Source organism: Pseudomonas sp. S3_B08 (assembly GCF_054667725.1).
Genome location: NZ_CP162750.1, coordinates 4,203,099 through 4,221,080 on the forward strand (window position 1 = coordinate 4,203,099; position 17,982 = coordinate 4,221,080).

General features: G+C 60.8%; 15 protein-coding genes and 1 tRNA gene. 12 read left to right on the forward strand and 4 right to left on the reverse strand.

The genetic code is table 11. The annotated features are described in order from the left end of the window. The 11 genes from AB4N73_RS19095 (at nucleotide 1) to AB4N73_RS19145 (ending at nucleotide 11,178) form a co-directional block, all read left to right on the forward strand. Nucleotides 1-77, forward strand: a tRNA-Ile gene (locus AB4N73_RS19095). A 179-nt stretch (nucleotides 78-256) separates the two neighbouring features. Beyond that, a complete protein-coding gene (locus AB4N73_RS19100) occupies nucleotides 257-718 on the forward strand; it encodes an Lrp/AsnC family transcriptional regulator (protein WP_041476707.1) in 462 nt (153 codons plus the stop codon). A 223-nt stretch (nucleotides 719-941) separates the two neighbouring features. After that, on the forward strand, nucleotides 942-2,624 hold the full coding sequence (locus tag AB4N73_RS19105; protein ID WP_016772878.1) for a flavin monoamine oxidase family protein: 1,683 nt from the start codon (nucleotides 942-944) through the stop codon (nucleotides 2,622-2,624). A 12-nt stretch (nucleotides 2,625-2,636) separates the two neighbouring features. Further along, nucleotides 2,637-3,431: a carbon-nitrogen hydrolase family protein gene (locus AB4N73_RS19110; protein ID WP_460059468.1), complete on the forward strand. Its 795-nt coding sequence runs from the start codon at nucleotides 2,637-2,639 to the stop codon at nucleotides 3,429-3,431. Nucleotides 3,432-3,469: 38 nt separating this feature from the next. Continuing rightward, nucleotides 3,470-5,881 carry a pyrroloquinoline quinone biosynthesis protein PqqF gene (pqqF, locus tag AB4N73_RS19115; protein WP_460142418.1) on the forward strand — a complete coding sequence of 804 codons (2,412 nt, stop codon included), beginning with the start codon at nucleotides 3,470-3,472 and terminating at the stop codon, nucleotides 5,879-5,881. Nucleotides 5,882-6,037: 156 nt separating this feature from the next. After that, a complete protein-coding gene (gene pqqA / locus AB4N73_RS19120; protein ID WP_003444522.1) occupies nucleotides 6,038-6,112 on the forward strand; it encodes a pyrroloquinoline quinone precursor peptide PqqA in 75 nt (24 codons plus the stop codon). An 81-nt stretch (nucleotides 6,113-6,193) separates the two neighbouring features. Beyond that, complete coding sequence (gene pqqB, locus AB4N73_RS19125) at nucleotides 6,194-7,105, forward strand: pyrroloquinoline quinone biosynthesis protein PqqB (protein WP_323619745.1); 912 nt, start codon at nucleotides 6,194-6,196, stop codon at nucleotides 7,103-7,105. Between the two features lie 139 nt (nucleotides 7,106-7,244). Continuing rightward, nucleotides 7,245-7,997 carry a pyrroloquinoline-quinone synthase PqqC gene (gene pqqC, locus AB4N73_RS19130; protein ID WP_039757691.1) on the forward strand — a complete coding sequence of 251 codons (753 nt, stop codon included), beginning with the start codon at nucleotides 7,245-7,247 and terminating at the stop codon, nucleotides 7,995-7,997. After that, nucleotides 7,994-8,269 (forward strand): pyrroloquinoline quinone biosynthesis peptide chaperone PqqD, encoded by a 276-nt coding sequence (pqqD, locus tag AB4N73_RS19135; protein ID WP_056786642.1) that lies wholly within the window; start codon nucleotides 7,994-7,996, stop codon nucleotides 8,267-8,269. The genes pqqC and pqqD overlap by 4 nt, the downstream gene beginning before the upstream one ends. After that, nucleotides 8,241-9,413 carry a pyrroloquinoline quinone biosynthesis protein PqqE gene (pqqE, locus tag AB4N73_RS19140; RefSeq protein ID WP_056786640.1) on the forward strand — a complete coding sequence of 391 codons (1,173 nt, stop codon included), beginning with the start codon at nucleotides 8,241-8,243 and terminating at the stop codon, nucleotides 9,411-9,413. Before pqqD ends, pqqE begins: the two co-directional genes overlap by 29 nt. After that, nucleotides 9,379-11,178: a S9 family peptidase gene (locus AB4N73_RS19145; RefSeq protein ID WP_460142419.1), complete on the forward strand. Its 1,800-nt coding sequence runs from the start codon at nucleotides 9,379-9,381 to the stop codon at nucleotides 11,176-11,178. The genes pqqE and AB4N73_RS19145 overlap by 35 nt, the downstream gene beginning before the upstream one ends. 142 nt (nucleotides 11,179-11,320) lie before the next feature. On the opposite strand, the gene AB4N73_RS19150 is transcribed toward AB4N73_RS19145, so the two are convergent. Then, nucleotides 11,321-11,479 (reverse strand): YqaE/Pmp3 family membrane protein, encoded by a 159-nt coding sequence (locus AB4N73_RS19150; protein ID WP_003228885.1) that lies wholly within the window; start codon nucleotides 11,477-11,479, stop codon nucleotides 11,321-11,323. 192 nt (nucleotides 11,480-11,671) lie between these two features. Next, complete coding sequence (locus AB4N73_RS19155) at nucleotides 11,672-12,898, reverse strand: aspartate aminotransferase family protein (protein ID WP_460142420.1); 1,227 nt, start codon at nucleotides 12,896-12,898, stop codon at nucleotides 11,672-11,674. Between the two features lie 169 nt (nucleotides 12,899-13,067). Here AB4N73_RS19155 and AB4N73_RS19160 point away from each other — a divergent pair, with 169 nt between their 5' ends. Then, nucleotides 13,068-13,982, forward strand: a complete 915-nt coding sequence (locus AB4N73_RS19160) for a LysR family transcriptional regulator (protein ID WP_423662581.1) — start codon at nucleotides 13,068-13,070, stop codon at nucleotides 13,980-13,982. Nucleotides 13,983-14,210: 228 nt separating this feature from the next. On the opposite strand, the gene AB4N73_RS19165 is transcribed toward AB4N73_RS19160, so the two are convergent. Then, a complete protein-coding gene (locus AB4N73_RS19165; protein ID WP_041476717.1) occupies nucleotides 14,211-15,989 on the reverse strand; it encodes an acyl-CoA dehydrogenase C-terminal domain-containing protein in 1,779 nt (592 codons plus the stop codon). Nucleotides 15,990-16,146: 157 nt separating this feature from the next. Continuing rightward, nucleotides 16,147-17,943: an acyl-CoA dehydrogenase C-terminal domain-containing protein gene (locus tag AB4N73_RS19170; RefSeq protein WP_460142421.1), complete on the reverse strand. Its 1,797-nt coding sequence runs from the start codon at nucleotides 17,941-17,943 to the stop codon at nucleotides 16,147-16,149. Nucleotides 17,944-17,982: the final 39 nt, after the last annotated feature.

A 17,982-nucleotide genomic window follows, 5' to 3' on the forward strand; every position in this document is an offset into this window, starting at 1 on the left:
GGGCCTATAGCTCAGTTGGTTAGAGCAGAGGACTCATAATCCTTTGGTCCACGGTTCGAGTCCGTGTGGGCCCACCAAATTGAAAAGCCGCGCTGAATGCGCGGCTTTTTTGTGGGCGAGTGGTTGGGTTTCGTCTTGGCGGGCGCAACGTTCTGGAACTGCGCAAGAAAATCCGTTTGAGAGAACGCAGAAAGCCCCAACGCGATTGTCCCTGTACCATCCTTAACCTGATTGTCCCATGCCACCGGAGTCCCCCTTGCCAGACACCCGCCAACCCATCCTCGACGAAATCGACCGCCAGCTAATCGCCGCGCTGCAAATCAACGCCCGCGAAAGCGTGGCCATGCTCGCCCGTCAGCTAGGCATTGCTCGCACGACGGTGACGTCGCGCCTGGCCCGGCTGGAAAAGGCCAGAGTGATCACCGGTTATGGCGTGCGTCTTGGTCAGCGTGTGGTCGATGGTGGCTTGCAGGCGTACGTCGGGATCAAGGTGCAGCCGCGTTCCGGCAAGGACGTGTTGCGGCGTTTGAGTGCGATGGCGCAGGTGCAGCAGTTGTGTGCGGTGAGTGGCGAGTTTGATTATGTGGCGTGGTTACGCACCGACTCACCGGAGCAGCTCGATCAGTTGCTGGATCAGATTGGCAGCGTCGATGGGGTGGAGAAGACCACGACGTCGATCATTCTGAGTAGCAAGATAGATCGGGGTCAGCCGGTTTAAGATTTTGATCGAGCTTCTCGGGTGAATTTCAGAGCCTCTTCGCGAGCAGGCTCGCTCCCACACTTTGGTCGGTATGCAGCCTGCAATCGTCAATCTGCACAATAATCATGCAAAATGACGACACATTGCGCCTTATTAACGCGCTCCACGCTCCCTAGAATGGCTGACATCTTTTCCTATACTCAGACGCGAACCCTGCGTCGGGTCACCAACAAGGTCAGCCATGAACAAGAACAACCGCCATCCTGCAGACGGAAAAAAACCTGTCACCATTTTCGGTCCGGACTTTCCGTTCGCGTTTGACGACTGGATCGAGCATCCCGCCGGCCTGGGGAGCATTCCCGAGCAGCACCATGGCGCTGAGGTGGCGATTGTCGGGGCGGGCATTGCCGGTCTGGTGGCTGCGTATGAACTGATGAAACTCGGTTTGAAGCCAGTGGTGTACGAGGCGTCGAAACTCGGCGGTCGTCTGCGCTCGCAAGCCTTCAACGGTACCGACGCCATCGTCGCCGAGCTTGGCGGCATGCGCTTTCCAGTGTCCTCCACGGCGTTCTATCACTACGTGGACAAGCTCGGCCTCGAAACCAAGCCTTTCCCCAACCCGCTGACCGGTGCTTCGGGCAGTACCGTGATCGATCTGGAAGGCGAAACCTATTACGCCGAAAGCCTGAAGGATCTTCCTGCTTTGTTCCAGGAAGTCGCTGACGCCTGGGCAGATGCGCTGGAAGCCGGTTCGCAGTTCTCCGATATCCAGCAAGCCATTCGCGATCGCGATGTGCCGCGCCTGAAAGAGCTGTGGAACAAGCTGGTGCCGCTGTGGGACGACCGGACCTTTTATGACTTCGTCGCCACCTCGAAAGCCTTCGCCAAATTGTCGTTCCAGCATCGCGAAGTGTTCGGGCAGGTCGGTTTCGGCACCGGCGGCTGGGATTCGGACTTCCCCAATTCGATGCTGGAAATCTTCCGCGTGGTGATGACCAATTGCGACGATCACCAACACCTGGTGGTCGGTGGCGTCGAACAGGTGCCACAGGGCATCTGGCGCCATGTGCCGGAGCGCTGCGTGCACTGGCCGGCCGGCACCAGCCTGAAATCCCTGCACCGTGGCGCACCGCGTTCCGGTGTGAAGAAAATTGCTCACGCACCGCAAGGCCGTTTCGCCGTTACCGACAACAACGGTGACACCCGCGAATACGCCGCCGTCCTGACAACCTGCCAGAGCTGGCTGCTGACCACTCAGATCGAATGCGATGAAACCCTGTTCTCGCAGAAGATGTGGATGGCCCTCGACCGCACGCGCTACATGCAGTCGTCGAAAACCTTCGTGATGGTCGACCGGCCATTCTGGAAAGACAAGGATCCGGAGACCGGCCGCGACGTGATGAGCATGACCCTCACCGATCGCCTGACCCGTGGCACCTATCTGTTCGACAACGGCGACGACAAGCCGGGGGTGATCTGCCTGTCGTACTCGTGGATGAGCGACGCGTTGAAAATGCTCCCGCATCCGGTGGAAAAACGCGTTGAGCTGGCGTTGAACGCACTGAAAAAGATCTACCCGAAAGTCGACATCGCCGCGCGGATCATCGGCGACCCGATCACCGTGTCGTGGGAAGCCGATCCGTATTTCCTCGGTGCCTTCAAAGGCGCCCTGCCCGGCCATTACCGCTACAACCAGCGCATGTACGCGCACTTCATGCAGGACGACATGCCGGCCGAGCAGCGCGGGATTTTCATCGCCGGCGACGACGTGTCGTGGACACCGGCGTGGGTCGAAGGCGCAGTGCAGACTTCGCTCAACGCGGTGTGGGGCATCATGAAACATTTCGGCGGCTCCACACATAAAGAGAACCCCGGCCCGGGTGATGTGTTCAAAGACATCGGCCCTATCGCCCTGCCCGAGTAAGAGGATTCCCCAATGCGCGTAGCCGTTTACCAATGTCCACCGCTGCCACTGGACCCCGCCGCCAACCTGCATCGCCTGCATCAAGTAGCGATGGAGGCCAAAGGCGCCGATCTGCTGGTGCTGCCGGAGATGTTCATGACCGGCTACAACATCGGCGCCGAAGCGGTCAGCACGCTGGCCGAGGTCTATAACGGTGAATGGGCGCAGCAGATCGGCCGGATTGCCAAGGCTGCGGGTCTGGCGATCGTTTACGGTTACCCGGAGCGCACCGCCGACGGGCAGATCTACAACGCCGTGCAACTGATCGACACCCATGGCGAGCGCCTGTGCAATTACCGCAAGTCGCATCTGTTCGGCGACCTCGATCGGTCGATGTTCAGCTCCGGCGAAGCGGAGTTGCCGGTGGTTGAGCTGAACGGCTGGAAGCTCGGCTTCCTGATCTGCTACGACCTGGAGTTTCCGGAAAACGCGCGGCGCCTGGCCTTGGCCGGCGCCGAGCTGATCGTGGTGCCGACGGCCAACATGATTCCGTTCGATTTCGTTGCCGATGTCACCGTGCGTGCCCGCGCCTTCGAAAACCAGTGCTACGTGGCTTACGCCAATTACTGCGGACATGAAGGCGATATCCAGTATTGCGGGCAAAGCAGCATTGCCGCGCCGGACGGCAGCCGCATCGCTCTGGCAGGTCTGGACGAGGCGTTGATCGTCGGTGAACTGGATCGACAACTGATGAACGATTCACGCCGGGCCAATCGCTATCTCAGCGATCGCCGCCCGGAGCTTTACGGCGCGCTCAACCGCCGCTAATCCGCTAGCATGGGCACTTCACTGTTCTGGAAGTGCCCATGCCCGCGCCGACTAATCCCCGCCCCGACTCTGAAACCCTGGCCAACGGCCTGCGCGTGACCCTGCGCCACGTGCCCGGTCTCAAGCGCAGCGCTGCCGCATTGCGCGTGGCGGCCGGCAGCCATGACGTGCCATTGGCATGGCCGGGGCTGGCGCATTTTCTTGAGCACTTGCTGTTTCTCGGCACCGAGCGTTTTCCCACAGACGAAGGGCTGATGGGCTACGTGCAACGTCACGGCGGGCAGGTGAATGCCAGCACGCGCGAGCGCACCACGGATTTTTTCTTCGAGTTGCCTGTGTCGTCCTTCAGCGCGGGGCTCGAGCGTCTGTCAGACATGCTCGCCCGGCCACGGATGAATCGGGACGATCAACTGCGTGAACGGGAAGTGCTGCAGGCGGAGTTTGTCGCCTGGTCGCAGGATCCGACAGCGCAACAGCAGTTTGCCTTGTATGAAGGTTTACCAGCGGAGCATCCGTTGCGCGGTTTTCATGCGGGCAATCGGGACAGCTTGCAGGTCGAATCGCCAGGGTTTCAGTGGGCGCTGCAAGACTTCCATCAGCAGTTTTATCGAACCGGGCAAATGAGCCTGAGTCTGGTCGGGCCACAAAGTATCGATGAGCTTGGGGAGCTGGCGCAGCAATTCGCAGCGGTGTTGCCGATTGGGGATAAAGTTGCCCAGGCCGCACCGCCACCGTTGGCAGTGAACAGTTATCAACAGGTCGGCGCTCACGCGAACCTGTTATTCGCTTTCGACGCGTTGCCCGAGTCATCCGCCGAGGCGATGGCTTTTCTCTGTCATTGGTTGAATAGCGCAAAACCTGGTGGATTGCTCGCATACCTGCATCAACAGAATCTGGCTGACAGCCTGAAAGCCACGCCGCTCTACCAGTTCGCCGGCCAAGCGCTGCTGCATCTTCAATTCAATGCTGGCGGCGACCGCCTGGATACCATTCGCGAACACCTGCTGGACTGGCTGAGCTTCTTCGCCCGTCAGGACTGGACGCCGTTGCGCGAGGAATACGCCGCCCTGCTTCAGCGCCAGCAGCAAGTCAGCGGCGCATTGCAACTGGCGCGAACCGACATCGAGCAGCAAGCATTCGGCCTGTCCGAATCCGGCGCTGCCGCACTTGAGCACATCCTTCGCGAAATCGGCGTTGTGGATAACTTCAGCGATCATTGGCATCTGCCCGCCGCCAACCCTTTCCTGCGCGCCAGTGAACCGCTGGCCAACGCCGGGCTGATTCGCGGCCAGACCAGCGCCCACCGTGGCCTGCGCACCTTCGCCCAGGATCGCTCGCGCAGTCGTCGCGAGCGATCGCCGATGCAGTTCAGCCAGGCCCTGCCGGACAACAGCGATGAGGGCGCGATTTACCTGCGCTGGCAGGTCGCGACCGCGGCCAGCGCCGATCTGCGCGCAAGATTGCAGCGCAGTCTGCGCCAGACCCGACAGGATGCGTCCGAAGCCGGGGTGGACTTGTCTTTCAGCGCCGCAGGTAACCAATGCCTGCTGAAAATGAGCGGATTACAGGAACCGATGCCCAGCGTCCTCGAGCATGCGCTGAAATGTCTGACGATGATCGGCGCCGATTCGCCGCGCGACGAGGTGCAGATACCGTCGATGCCGATCCGCCAACTACTCGAAGCGTTGCCAGAGAAATCCCTGCCCACGATTGAAACCAGCGATGACGCCAATCAGCTGTGGACAACTTCGCGCTGGGACGGCCTCGCTCTAGGCCTTAATCAACAAACCCAATCAGCCTTGGGCCTGGCGCTGAGCCGCATTCCCGGCACACCGGACAATCAACTACCGGTGACACCGATAACCCAAGGCCAGTACCACTGGAGGCAGATCAACACGGCCTCCAGCGAACACGCCTTGCTGCTGATCTGCCCGACAGCCAGCCGCAACTTCGCTGATGAAGCAGCGTGGCGCCTTCTGGCTCAGTTGTGCCAGACGCCTTTCTATCAGCGCCTGCGCGTCGAATTGCAATTGGGGTACGCCGTGTTCAGCGCGCTGCGTCAATTGCACGGCATGACCGCGATTGTGTTTGGCGTGCAATCGCCGACGAACCTGGCGGGCAAGTTGCTCGAATACATTCAGGAGTTTTTCAACGGCATTCCCGCTTTGATCGAAACGCTCGATGAAGCAAGCTTCAAGCAACGGCGCCAAAGCCTCGCCGATCAGCTCGACGACACCACACTGTCCACCAAGGATGCCGCCGAACTCCTCTGGCAAGGCAAGCTTGCCGGCCATTCGTCGGATTACCGGGAGCAGTTGGTCACGGCGATCCGGCAACTCGATCGCCAGGCTTTGCTGGCCGCTGCGCAGCGCCTGATCAATGCCGAGAGTGGCTGGCATTGCCTGGCCAATGAATCGATGCCGGGCACACCGTGGCAAGCGGCAAACTGATCATTACCGAGGCTGCAAGGAGCTTTCTCAAAGATTCACGGGTCACGGCGTTGAAATTTTGAGTAACATAGCCGCCTAACTAATTGGAACATCACCGCGCTGCCGTGGACTATAACTATGGATAGCGCTATCCCAACCCTCAGAAGGAGACATCTCATGGCCTGGACCAAACCTGCTTACACCGACCTGCGTATCGGCTTCGAAGTCACCATGTACTTCGCAAGCCGCTGAGTTCTGCCTACGCAGAATCGCAGTGCAACGCCTCGGCTCGCCGAGGCGTTTTATTTTCCGCGTTGAAATGATGGAGCGTTCATGTTCGTCCAGATTCTGGGTTCGGCCGCCGGTGGCGGTTTTCCGCAGTGGAACTGCAACTGCGTCAACTGCGCAGGCTTTCGCGACGGCAGCCTGAATGCCAAGGCCCGCACCCAATCGTCCATCGCCATTTCCGATGACGGCGTGAACTGGGTGCTGTGCAATGCCTCGCCGGACATCCGCGCGCAAATGCAAAGCTTCGCCCCGATGCAACCGGGCCGGGCCCTGCGCGACACCGGCATCAGCGCGATCATCCTGATGGACAGCCAGATCGACCACACCACCGGCCTGCTCAGCTTGCGCGAAGGCTGCCCGCATCAGGTCTGGTGCACGGACATGGTTCATGAAGACCTCAGCACCGGTTTTCCCCTGTTCAAGATGCTCACCCACTGGAACGGCGGGCTGGACTGGAACCGTATCGAGCTCGACCAGAGCTTCACCGTAGCCGCCTGCCCGAATCTGCGTTTCACCCCGTTGCCGTTGCGCAGCGCCGCGCCGCCGTATTCGCCGCACCGTTTCGATCCGCATCCGGGCGACAACATCGGTTTGATCGTTGAAGACCTCAACACTGGCGGCAAGCTGTTCTACGCGCCGGGACTGGGCAAGGTCGATGCGCCGTTGCTGGAAATCATGGCGGGCAGCGATTGCCTGCTGGTCGACGGCACGCTGTGGGATGACGATGAAATGCAGCGCCGTGGCGTCGGCACCCGCACCGGTCGCGAGATGGGCCATCTGGCACAGAACGGCGCCGGCGGCATGCTGGAAGTGCTGGAGCAGTTGCCCGAGCAGCGCAAGGTACTTATCCACATCAACAACACCAACCCGATCCTCGACGAGGATTCGCCGGAGCGTGCCGAGCTGGCGCGGCGTAATGTTGAAGTGGCGTTCGACGGCATGAGTATCGTGCTTTAAGCAATCGAGACCGCTGCGCGGTCTATCGCGAGCAGGCTCACTCCTACAATGGAATGCGATCAACTGTGGGAGCGAGCCTGCTCGCGAAGAGGCCAGCACAGACACCAGAGATTTCCAGGGTTGTTCCCGGAGAACAGACATGACCGACACCCCGCTGTCCCCCGCCGAATTCGAAGCGGCCCTGCGCGCCAAGGGCGCCTACTACCACATCTACCACCCTTACCACGTGGCGATGTACGAAGGCCGTGCGACCCGCGAGCAGATTCAGGGCTGGGTCGCCAACCGCTTCTACTATCAGGTGAACATTCCCCTGAAGGACGCAGCGATCCTCGCCAATTGCCCGGATCGGGAAATCCGCCGCGAGTGGATTCAGCGCCTGCTCGACCACGACGGCGCACCCGGTGAAGATGGCGGCATCGAAGCCTGGCTGCGTCTGGGCCAGGCTGTTGGCCTCGACCCGGACCAATTGCGCTCCCAGGAACTGGTGCTGCCCGGCGTGCGTTTCGCCGTCGATGCCTACGTCAACTTCGCCCGTCGCGCCAGTTGGCAGGAGGCCGCCAGCAGCTCGCTGACCGAACTGTTCGCGCCGCAGATCCACCAGTCGCGTCTGGACAGTTGGCCGCAGCATTACCCGTGGATCGACCCGGCCGGTTATGAATATTTCCGCACCCGCCTCGGTCAGGCGCGGCGTGACGTCGAACATGGGCTGGCGATCACCCTCGAGCACTACAAGACCCGCGAAGGCCAGGAGCGCATGCTGGAAATTCTCCAGTTCAAACTGGACATTCTTTGGAGCATGCTCGATGCCATGAGCATGGCCTACGAACTGAACCGTCCGCCGTATCACAGCGTGACCGAACAACGGGTCTGGCATAAAGGAATCATCTTATGAGTTTCGACCGCAGCAAAGTGCCGAGCTGGCGCCCGGGCTATCGCTTCCAATACGAGCCGGCGCAAAAGGGTCACGTGCTGCTCTACCCTGAAGGCATGATCAAACTCAACGACAGCGCCGCACTGATCGGCGGCTTGATTGATGGCGAACGCGATGTCGCGGCGATCATTGCCAAACTCGACGAGCAGTTCCCCGGCGTGCCCGAGCTTGGTGACGACATCGAGCAATTCATGGAGGTTGCCCGTGCGCAGCACTGGATCGAACTTGCCTGATTCGTCAGTGCAAGTACCGCCGAAACCTGAAGTCGGCCTGCCCCTTTGGTTGCTCGCCGAGCTGACCTACCGCTGCCCGCTGCAATGCCCGTACTGCTCCAATCCGCTGGATTTCGCCGAGCAGGGCAAAGAGCTGACCACCGAGCAATGGATCAAGGTGTTCCGCGAAGCGCGGGAGATGGGCGCGGCGCAATTGGGCTTTTCCGGGGGCGAACCGTTGGTGCGTCAGGACTTGGCCGAACTGATCCATGAAGCGCGGCAGCTGGGTTTCTACACCAACCTGATCACCTCCGGCATTGGCCTGACCGAGCAGAAAATCAGCGACTTCAAAAAGGCCGGGCTCGATCACATCCAGATCAGTTTTCAGGCCAGCGACGAGCAAGTGAACAACCTGCTCGCCGGTTCGAAAAAGGCCTTTGCGCAAAAGCTGGAAATGGCTCGCGCAGTCAAGGCCCACGGCTATCCGATGGTGCTGAACTTCGTCACCCATCGGCACAACATCGACAAGATCGACCGCATTATCGAACTGTGCATTGCGCTGGAGGCCGACTTCGTCGAACTCGCCACTTGCCAGTTCTACGGCTGGGCGCAGCTCAACCGTGTTGGCCTGCTGCCGACCAGGGAGCAACTGGTGCGCGCCGAACGCATCACCAACGAATACCGGGCCAGGCTGGAAGCCGAAGGGCATCCGTGCAAGCTGATTTTCGTCACTCCGGACTATTACGAAGAACGCCCGAAAGCCTGCATGAACGGCTGGGGCAGCATCTTCCTGACCGTCACCCCGGACGGCACCGCGCTGCCCTGCCATGGTGCCCGCCAGATGCCGGTGCAGTTTCCCAACGTGCGCGATCACAGCATGCAGCACATCTGGTACGACTCGTTCGGCTTCAACCGTTTTCGCGGTTACGACTGGATGCCCGAGCCGTGCCGCTCTTGCGACGAGAAAGAAAAGGACTTCGGCGGCTGCCGCTGCCAGGCGTTCATGCTCACCGGCGACGCCAGTAACGCCGACCCGGTGTGCAGCAAGTCCGAACATCACGGCGTGATCCTCAAGGCCCGCGAAGAAGCCGAGACCGCCACTCAAACCATCGAACAATTGGCCTTTCGCAATGAACGAAACTCACGCCTCATCGCCAAGGGCTGAGCCTTTCAGCGCCGCCCAAGCCGTCGCCGCCGGAACCGACTTCGCCGAACTGCAGCTCGGCGCCCATGGTGTGTTCTGGAATGAATACCGCCCCGAGGATGCCGCATGCCGGATCTGGCATTGGCGCGATGGCGCAGCGAAACGTCTGACGCCGGACGGCTTCAGCGTGCGTAGCCGCGTGTACGAATATGGCGGTGGTGCGTTTTGTCTGACGCCTGACGGGGTGGTTTTCGTCAATGAAGCGGATCAGCAGATGTATCGGCAGGCGCTGGATGGCGAGCCGGTCGCGCTGACGTCGACTGACTGCCGCTACGGCGATCTGCAATTCGCCGCTGGCCGGGTATTGGCGGTTGAAGAGCAGCAGGATCGGCATCGCCTGGTGGCAATTGATCTGGCGACCGGTACGCGACAGGTGCTGGCCGAGGGTGCGGATTTTTATGCGTCACCAACGCTCAGCCCCGATGGCCAGCGGCTGGCGTGGATCGAGTGGAGTCGCCCGCATCAGCCGTGGACCTCGACGCGCTTGATGGTCGCGCAAGGCGATTTTTCTGCGCCTCGCTGTGTTGCCGGTGAGCAGATCGAGGAGTCGATCCAGCAGCCGCGATTCGACGCTGATGGGCGGCTCTGTTGCCTGACGGACCGTGGCGGCTACTGGCAGCCGTGGGGCGAAACGTCCGATGGCTTGCACGCGCTACCGAGTGCCGCGGCCGATCACGCGCCCGCGCCGTGGCAGCTAGGCGGCTGCACGTGGCTGCCTGTCGGTGATCAATTTTTAGCCAGTTGGAGCGAGGGTGGTTTCGGTCGCCTGGCCCTTGGAAGTGAAGATTTCAGCGGTGACTACAGCCGCTTCCGCCACTTGGCGATGGATCAACAATTCATCTATTGCATCGCTGCATCGCCGACCAGCCCGTCGGCAGTGATCGCCATTGATCGTGTCTCTCATGCCGTGAAAATCCTCGCTGGCGGCGTGGCTCCATTGCCTGCCGAACGCATCAGCCGTCCGCAGACCTTGCGTTATCCGAGCGGCTCCGGCGAGGCGCACGGTTTCTTTTACCCGGCCATGAGCGGTGAAGCAAAACCGCCGCTGGTGGTGTTTATCCACGGCGGCCCGACGTCGGCGTGCTATCCGATACTCGACCCGCGCATCCAATACTGGACGCAGCGCGGCTTTGCTGTCGCCGACCTCAACTATCGCGGCAGCAGTGGCTATGGTCGCGAATATCGCCAAGCGCTGCATCTGCGCTGGGGCGAGGTGGATGTCGAGGATGCCTGCGCGGTGGTCAGCCATCTCGCCGGACAGGGCTTGATCGATGGCGACCGCGCGTTCATTCGCGGCGGCAGTGCGGGTGGCTACACAACGCTGTGTGCACTGGCGTTCAGGCAGGTTTTCCGCGCAGGCGCCAGCCTCTACGGCGTCAGCGATCCGGTCGCGCTGGCACGGGCCACGCACAAGTTCGAGGGCGATTATCTGGACTGGCTGATCGGCGATCCCGAGCGAGATGCCGAACGCTATGCCGCCCGCACGCCATTGCTGCACGCCGATAACATTCGCGTGCCGGTGATTTTCTTTCAGGGTGAACTGGACGCGGTGGTCGTGCCGCAACAGACCCGCGACATGGTCGCGGCGCTGGAGCACAACGGCATCCCGGTCGAAGCGCATTACTACCCTGACGAACGGCACGGCTTCCGCCGCGCGGCCAACCAGGCCCATGCGCTGGAGCAGGAGTGGACGTTTTATCGGCGAGTGATGGGGCTAACTGACTGAGCCCTCACTTTGAGACTGCGTAGCTCCAATCGCGGGCAAGCCCGCTCCCACAGGTTATTTGGTGTACACAAAAATTGTGATCACTCATAACACTGTGGGAGCGGGCTTGCCCGCGATAGCTATTGATCAGACGCCACTGGACTCAACGCTTGGCGATGATATACACCGCATGCACGATCCCTGGAATGTAGCCGCACAGCGTCAGCAGAATGTTCAGCCAGAACGCCCCGCCAAACCCGACCTGCAGAAACACGCCCAGTGGCGGCAACAGAATAGCGATGATGATACGAATGAAATCCATGGGGCAGCTCCTGAATGGGGGTTGGCTCACTTGAGCCATACAAGCTAATCGACACGCGCCGTTCGTCAGGGTTCATTACGCTTGCTATTTGATCGCCAGCACCACAAAAAAACGCCCCACGCCAAAAGAATCAGGCGTGGGGCGTGCGTTATACCGCGAGACGGTTCGGGTAATCGGTTGGGGCTGCTCAGCTCACACGGCAATGCCCTTGCGACATTGCACTTGGGCGGTGCGCACTCGCGAGAAGGCGCGGCCCAGGCGCAGGAGCATTTCGTCGATGTTGGCTTTGCTGACAGTGAGGGCCGGGGTGAAGCGCAGGCAGTCAGGCTGCGCGGCGTTCAATATCAGGCCTTCGTGAAGTGCGGCATGGACGACGGCGTCGGCGCATTCGTCGGACAGCGTCAACCCGTAAAACAGGCCTTGGCCGCGCAACTCGCCGTGGCCGTAGCGGTGCGCCAGTCGCGCAAGGCCTTCGCGCAAATGCTGGCCGCTGTCGTTAACCTGCTGGAGAAAGCTGCGGTCATGGATGCTGTCGAGCACTACCAGACCGGCCGCCGTCATCAATGCGTTGCCGTGATGGGTGCCGCTCAGCTCGCCGGTGGCGAAGCAGCAGGCCTTACCTCGCGCCAGCAAGGCCGCCAGCGGCAAGCCGCCGCCAAGACCTTTGCCGAGCACGACGATATCGCCGCGAATGCCGTAGGACTGTTCGGCGAGCAAGCTGCCGCAACGGCCGATGCCGGTCTGCACTTCGTCGAGAATCAGCAGAATGCCCAGGTCACGACACAGTCGCTCGACCCCTTTGAGGTAATGCTCGGTCGCGGGAATGACCCCGGCATCGCTCTGGATCGGCTCCAGCATGATCGCCACGGTCTGCGCGTCTACCGCCGCATGCAGCGCCGGCAGGTCGTTGAATGGCACTCGATCAATCGTCGCCAGACTGCGGCCATGACAACCCTGCTCAGCCATGATGATCCGCGAGGCGCCGCCGCGATGCAGCCGCCCCCATTTGCGCGCCAGTTTGATCGCCGCCTCACAAGCCTCGCTGCCACTGTTGAGCAGGTACGCCTGATCGCTGGACGTGCTGGCGCACAAACGTTCGGCGAGGCTGAGCATGCCGCGATTGTGCAGATTGAAGCCTGGATTGATCAGCGCCTGGGCCTGATTGGCGATGGCTTTGACCAGCGCCGTGGGGCTGTGGCCAAGGCTGTTGGCGCCGCCGGCCTGGGAAAAGTCGAGGTAGGCGCGATCGTTGCTGTCCCATAGCCATGAACCCTGGCCGCGAACGAACACTTGATGCGGCCGCTCGACACTGGGCATCAGGCGTTGGGCATTGAGATGGTCGGTCATAGCGGATGGCCCCGCCTCGAAGCAGAGGTCATCCAGACTCGGCGTCTGACGCCGCAAACTGAACAGATTCATGCGGAAAAACCTCGCTGGAGGTTTTTTGAACTGCCTATGTAATCACGAACGAAGCAAATGGAATTCGTCACGCTTTCTGGCCCTGCAAGCCTTGTGAATGCGGTTAGACTAGGCGCGCAAACGGCTTCAGGCCATTTCGATTTCTCAGCCATTTCGATAAGCGCTACTTATGGATTTCAAACAACTGCGTTATTTCGTCGCGGTCTACGAAGAAGGCCATGTCGGCCGTGCGGCTGAGCGCTTGTCGATCTCGCAACCGGCGCTGTCGCAACAGATCCGTCAGCTGGAGCAGAACCTCGACGTAACCCTGTTCGAACGCAGCAGTAAACGCCTGCTGCCGACCCTCGCTGCGCATACGCTGTACAACCACGCGTTGCCATTGCTCGATGGCTTGCAGCGGGCGCGCGAGGCGTTGGGTAGTTTCAAGGGTCAGGCACTGCGCACACTGGCGATCGGTGTGTTGCAAACGGTGCACACCAGCCTTGTGCCGCAGATGCTCGAGCGTGTGCGCAAGGCGCAGCCGCATCTGGTGGTACAAATCTATGAACTGACGGGGCTGGAAATCGAACGGCGTCTGCTCAATGGTTCCCTGGACATCGGCATCAGCTATCTGCCACCGCGCCAACCCGGTCTGCACGGTGTGTTGCTATACGAAGATGAACTGACGCTGGTCATCCCGGCGGACCATCCCTTGCGCGAGTTCAAGAAGGTCTCGATGCGCCAGGCTGCAGAGCTGCCCATGTTGCTGCTCGGCGAAGAGTTCCAGATCCGACAGATCTGGCAGGCACAACTGACCAGCCTCGGACGACGCCCGCAGGTGCAGGCCGAGTTGAACACTATGCTGGGGATTCTCGACAGCCTGCCGCACACCCGGCTGGCGACGGTACTGCCGGGACGTTCGCAAAAGGAATACGACGATGAAGATCTGCTATGGAAACCGCTGAGCGAACCACGGGTGCCGTTGCAAGTTGGCCTGGTGTGCCGTGATTTACAACGCCAGCAGGCCTCGTTGGCATTGCTGCGGACATTGCTTGAAGAGGTGATCGATCGCGAAACCAAGCAGCCCCTCGATCCGCTCGCCTGAAACTTTTCTTCAGGCAAAAGAAAACCCCGCCGAAGCGGGGCTTTGCAGACTGTTTCCCTGACATCCATTTCACTCCGCCACCCTGGCAGAATCCTACGTGTCCGTGTTGTTTACTTTGCGCTTCCTGCGCGACGTCCATGAAATGTAGATTAGCCGTGGATCCAATATACGGATATGGGAGAACAGCAGCACGTCACGTAAGCAAATGCTTACATGACGTCTACAGGATCAAAACTGTGCCGCATCCAGCAGGAACAGCGACTCGCTACCGGCCTTGACCGACGCGCTCAACGAGTGGATACGCGGCAGCAGGCGGGCGAAATAGAAGCGCGCGGTGCCCAGCTTGCTCGCATAGAAATCCTCCTGCGCTTCCTTGCCCAGCGCGGCTTTGGCCATCAACGCCCACATGTAGGCGTAAGCGGTGTAGCCGAACGCTTGCAAATATTCGACCGAGGCCGCGCCGATTTCGTTCGGATTGTTTTTCGCCCGGTCCAGCAGCCACGCGGTCAACTCGTCGAGGGTGTCGACGGCATCGTTCAACGGCTTGGTGAACTCGCCCAGATCAGCACTGGCGGTTGCGGTGAAATGGCGGATCTCGTCAGCGAACAGCTGGTAGAACGCGCCGCCACTGCCAACGATCTTGCGCCCGACCAGGTCCAGCGCCTGAATACCGTTGGTGCCTTCGTAGATCTGGGTGATGCGCACGTCACGCACCAGTTGCTCCTGGCCCCACTCGCGGATGTAGCCGTGGCCGCCGAAAATCTGCTGGCCGTGGACAGTGGTTTCCAGACCCAGGTCGGTCAGAAAGGCCTTCGCTACCGGCGTCAGCAACGCCACCAGATCTTCCGCGCGCTTGCGGGTGGTCGCGTCTTCACTGAACTTGGCGGTGTCCAGTTGCATCGCCACATACGTGGAGAACGCACGGCCGCCTTCGTTCGAGGCTTTCATGGTCAGCAGCATGCGTCGCACGTCCGGGTGGACGATGATCGGGTCGGCGACTTTGTCCTTGTTCTGCGCACCGGTCGGCGAACGACTCTGCAGACGATCGCGCGCGTATTCAACAGCGTTCTGATAAGAGCGCTCGCCCGTGGCCAGGCCTTGAATACCAACACCCAGGCGCTCGTAGTTCATCATGGTGAACATCGCCGCCAGGCCTTTGTTCGGCTCGCCGACCAGATAACCCACGGCTTCGTCGAAGTTCATCACGCAGGTCGCCGAGGCCTGAATGCCCATCTTGTGCTCGATCGAGCCACAGTTGGCCGGGTTACGCGCACCGAGGCTGCCGTCGGCATTGACCATGAACTTCGGCACCAGGAACAGCGAAATACCTTTTGGACCGGCCGGCGCGTCAGGCAGCTTGGCCAGTACCAGGTGAATGATGTTTTCGGTGAGGTCGTGCTCGCCGCCGGTGATGAAGATCTTGGTGCCGCTGACCTTGTAGGAACCGTCGGCCTGAGGTTCGGCTTTGGTGCGGATGATGCCCAGGTCGGTGCCGGCGTGCGGCTCGGTCAGGCACATGGAACCGGCCCAAATGCCGGCGTACATGTTCGGCAGGTACGCAGCTTTCAGTTCTTCACTGGCGTGGGCATTGATCGACAGGCAGGCGCCGGCGGTCAGCATCGGGTACAGACCGAACGCCAGGCTGGCGGAGTTGACCATTTCTTCGACCTGCGCCGACACGGCTTTGGGCATGCCCATGCCGCCGTAGGCCGGATCGCCACCAACACCGACCCAACCGCCTTCAGCATAAGTCTGATAGGCCTGTGGGAAACCGGCCGGCGTGGTGACGGCACCGTCCGCCCAATGGCAACCTTCCTCGTCAGCGGCACGGCTCAGTGGCGCGATGCTTTTGCTGGTGACCTTGCCGGCCTCTTCGAGAATCGCTTCAACGGTTTCGGCGTCGACGGTCTCGGCCAGCGCCGGCAGCTCGGCCCAGAGTTTGGCGACTTCGAACACTTCATTGAGGACGAAGCGCATATCGCGCAGCGGCGCTTTGTAGTCAGCCATGGCAAACCTCGCAAGATCTAAACAGGTGGTTCGTGGAATGATGTTTTCGTTGATCCGGAGTGTACCTCAACAACTTTTGCGACACATAGGGTCAACCGGTGACTGATTTGTTATTTTTGGTCACCAGAAAAAGATCGCCGCGATCTTTCGATCTGCCCTACAAAGCAAACGCCTGCGCCGGCAAATTCATCAAACAATCACTCCCCGCCTCGATCGCCGCCTGATGCGCAGCCGTACGCGGCAGCAAGCGCTTGAAGTAGAACTCGCACGTCGCCAGTTTGCCCTTGAGGAAATCAGCCTCACCCTCGCCCGCCTCCAGCTGTGCCTGAGCAACCAACGCCATGCGCAGCCACAGGTAGCCCAGGATGATGTAGCCGCTGTACATCAGATAATCCACCGACGCAGCACCGACTTCGTCCGGGTTCTTCATGGCCGCCATGCCGACCTTCATGGTCAGGTCGCCCCACTGTTGGTTGAGCCCGTTGAGTTGCGCGACGAAGCGGCCCAGCTGCGCATGTTCGGCGTTCGCTGCGCAGAACTTGTGGACGATTTTGGTAAAGCCGCGCAGCAGCTTGCCCTGACTGCCCAGCACCTTGCGCCCGAGCAGGTCGAGCGCTTGAATGCCATTGGTGCCTTCGTAGATCGGCGCAATCCGGCAATCGCGCACCAGTTGCTCCATGCCCCACTCACGAATGAAGCCGTGGCCGCCGAATACCTGCATGCCGTGATTGGTCACTTCCAGCCCGGTGTCGGTCATGAACGCCTTGCAGATCGGCGTGAGGAACGCCAGCAGGTCTTCGGCCTCCTGACGCGCCTCGGCGTCGGTGCTCAGGTGCGCGACGTCGAGCATCTGCGCGGTGAAATAGGTCAGCGCGCGGTTGCCTTCGTTGAAGGCTTTCATGGTCAGCAACATGCGTCGCACATCGGGGTGAACGATGATCGGGTCGGCAGGTTTTTCCGGGGATTTGGCACCGGTCAGGGCGCGCATCTGCAGGCGGTCATTGGCGTACTTGATCGCACCCTGGAAACTCGCCTCGCCCAGACACAGCCCCTGCATGCCAGTACCAAGCCGCGCGTGGTTCATCATGGTGAACATGCAGTTGAGGCCCTTGTTCGGCTCGCCGATCAAGTAACCCGTGGCGGCATCGAAATTCAGCACGCACGTAGCAGAAGCCTTGATGCCCATCTTGTGCTCGATCGAGCCACAGGAAACGCCGTTGCGCTCACCCGCTTCGCCTGCTGCATCGGGCAGAAACTTGGGCACGATAAACAGGGAAATGCCCTTGGTTCCGGCCGGTGCGTCCGGCAGCTTGGCCAGGACCAGATGGATGATGTTGTCGCTCAGGTCATGCTCGCCAGCGGAGATGAAAATCTTGCTGCCGGTGATCGCGTAGCTGCCGTCTGCCCCGGGCACCGCGCGAGTCTTGATGATGCCCAGATCAGTGCCGCAGTGCGCTTCGGTCAGGCACATGGTGCCGGTCCACTGGCCAGCGGTGAGTTTGCTCAGGTAGGTGTCTTTCTGCTCGGCGGTGCCGTGGGCGTGGATCGCCGACATCGCGCCGTGGGTCAGGCCGGGGTACATGCCCCAGGACGTGTTGCTGGAGCCGACCATCTCGCTAATCACCAGCCCCAGCGAACTCGGCAACCCTTGGCCACCGTAAGCCGGATCGGCCGCCAATCCATGCCAGCCGCCCTCGACATATTGTGCGAAGGCCTGCTTGAAGCCTGTAGGCGTTGTCACCACGCCGTTGTCGAAATGGCAGCCCTCTTCGTCGCCGCTGCGATTGAGCGGGGCCAGCACGTTCTCGCAGAACTTCGCGCCTTCTTCGAGGATCGCGCTGATCATGTCCGGGCTGGCGTCATGCGCGCCGAGAGTGGCGTAGTTGGTATGGAAGTCGAAGACGTGATCGATCAGAAAGCGCATGTCGCGCAGGGGAGCTTTGTACTCGGGCATGGTGGCTTCTCCGTCAGCAGATTTGTTCAACCTACTGCT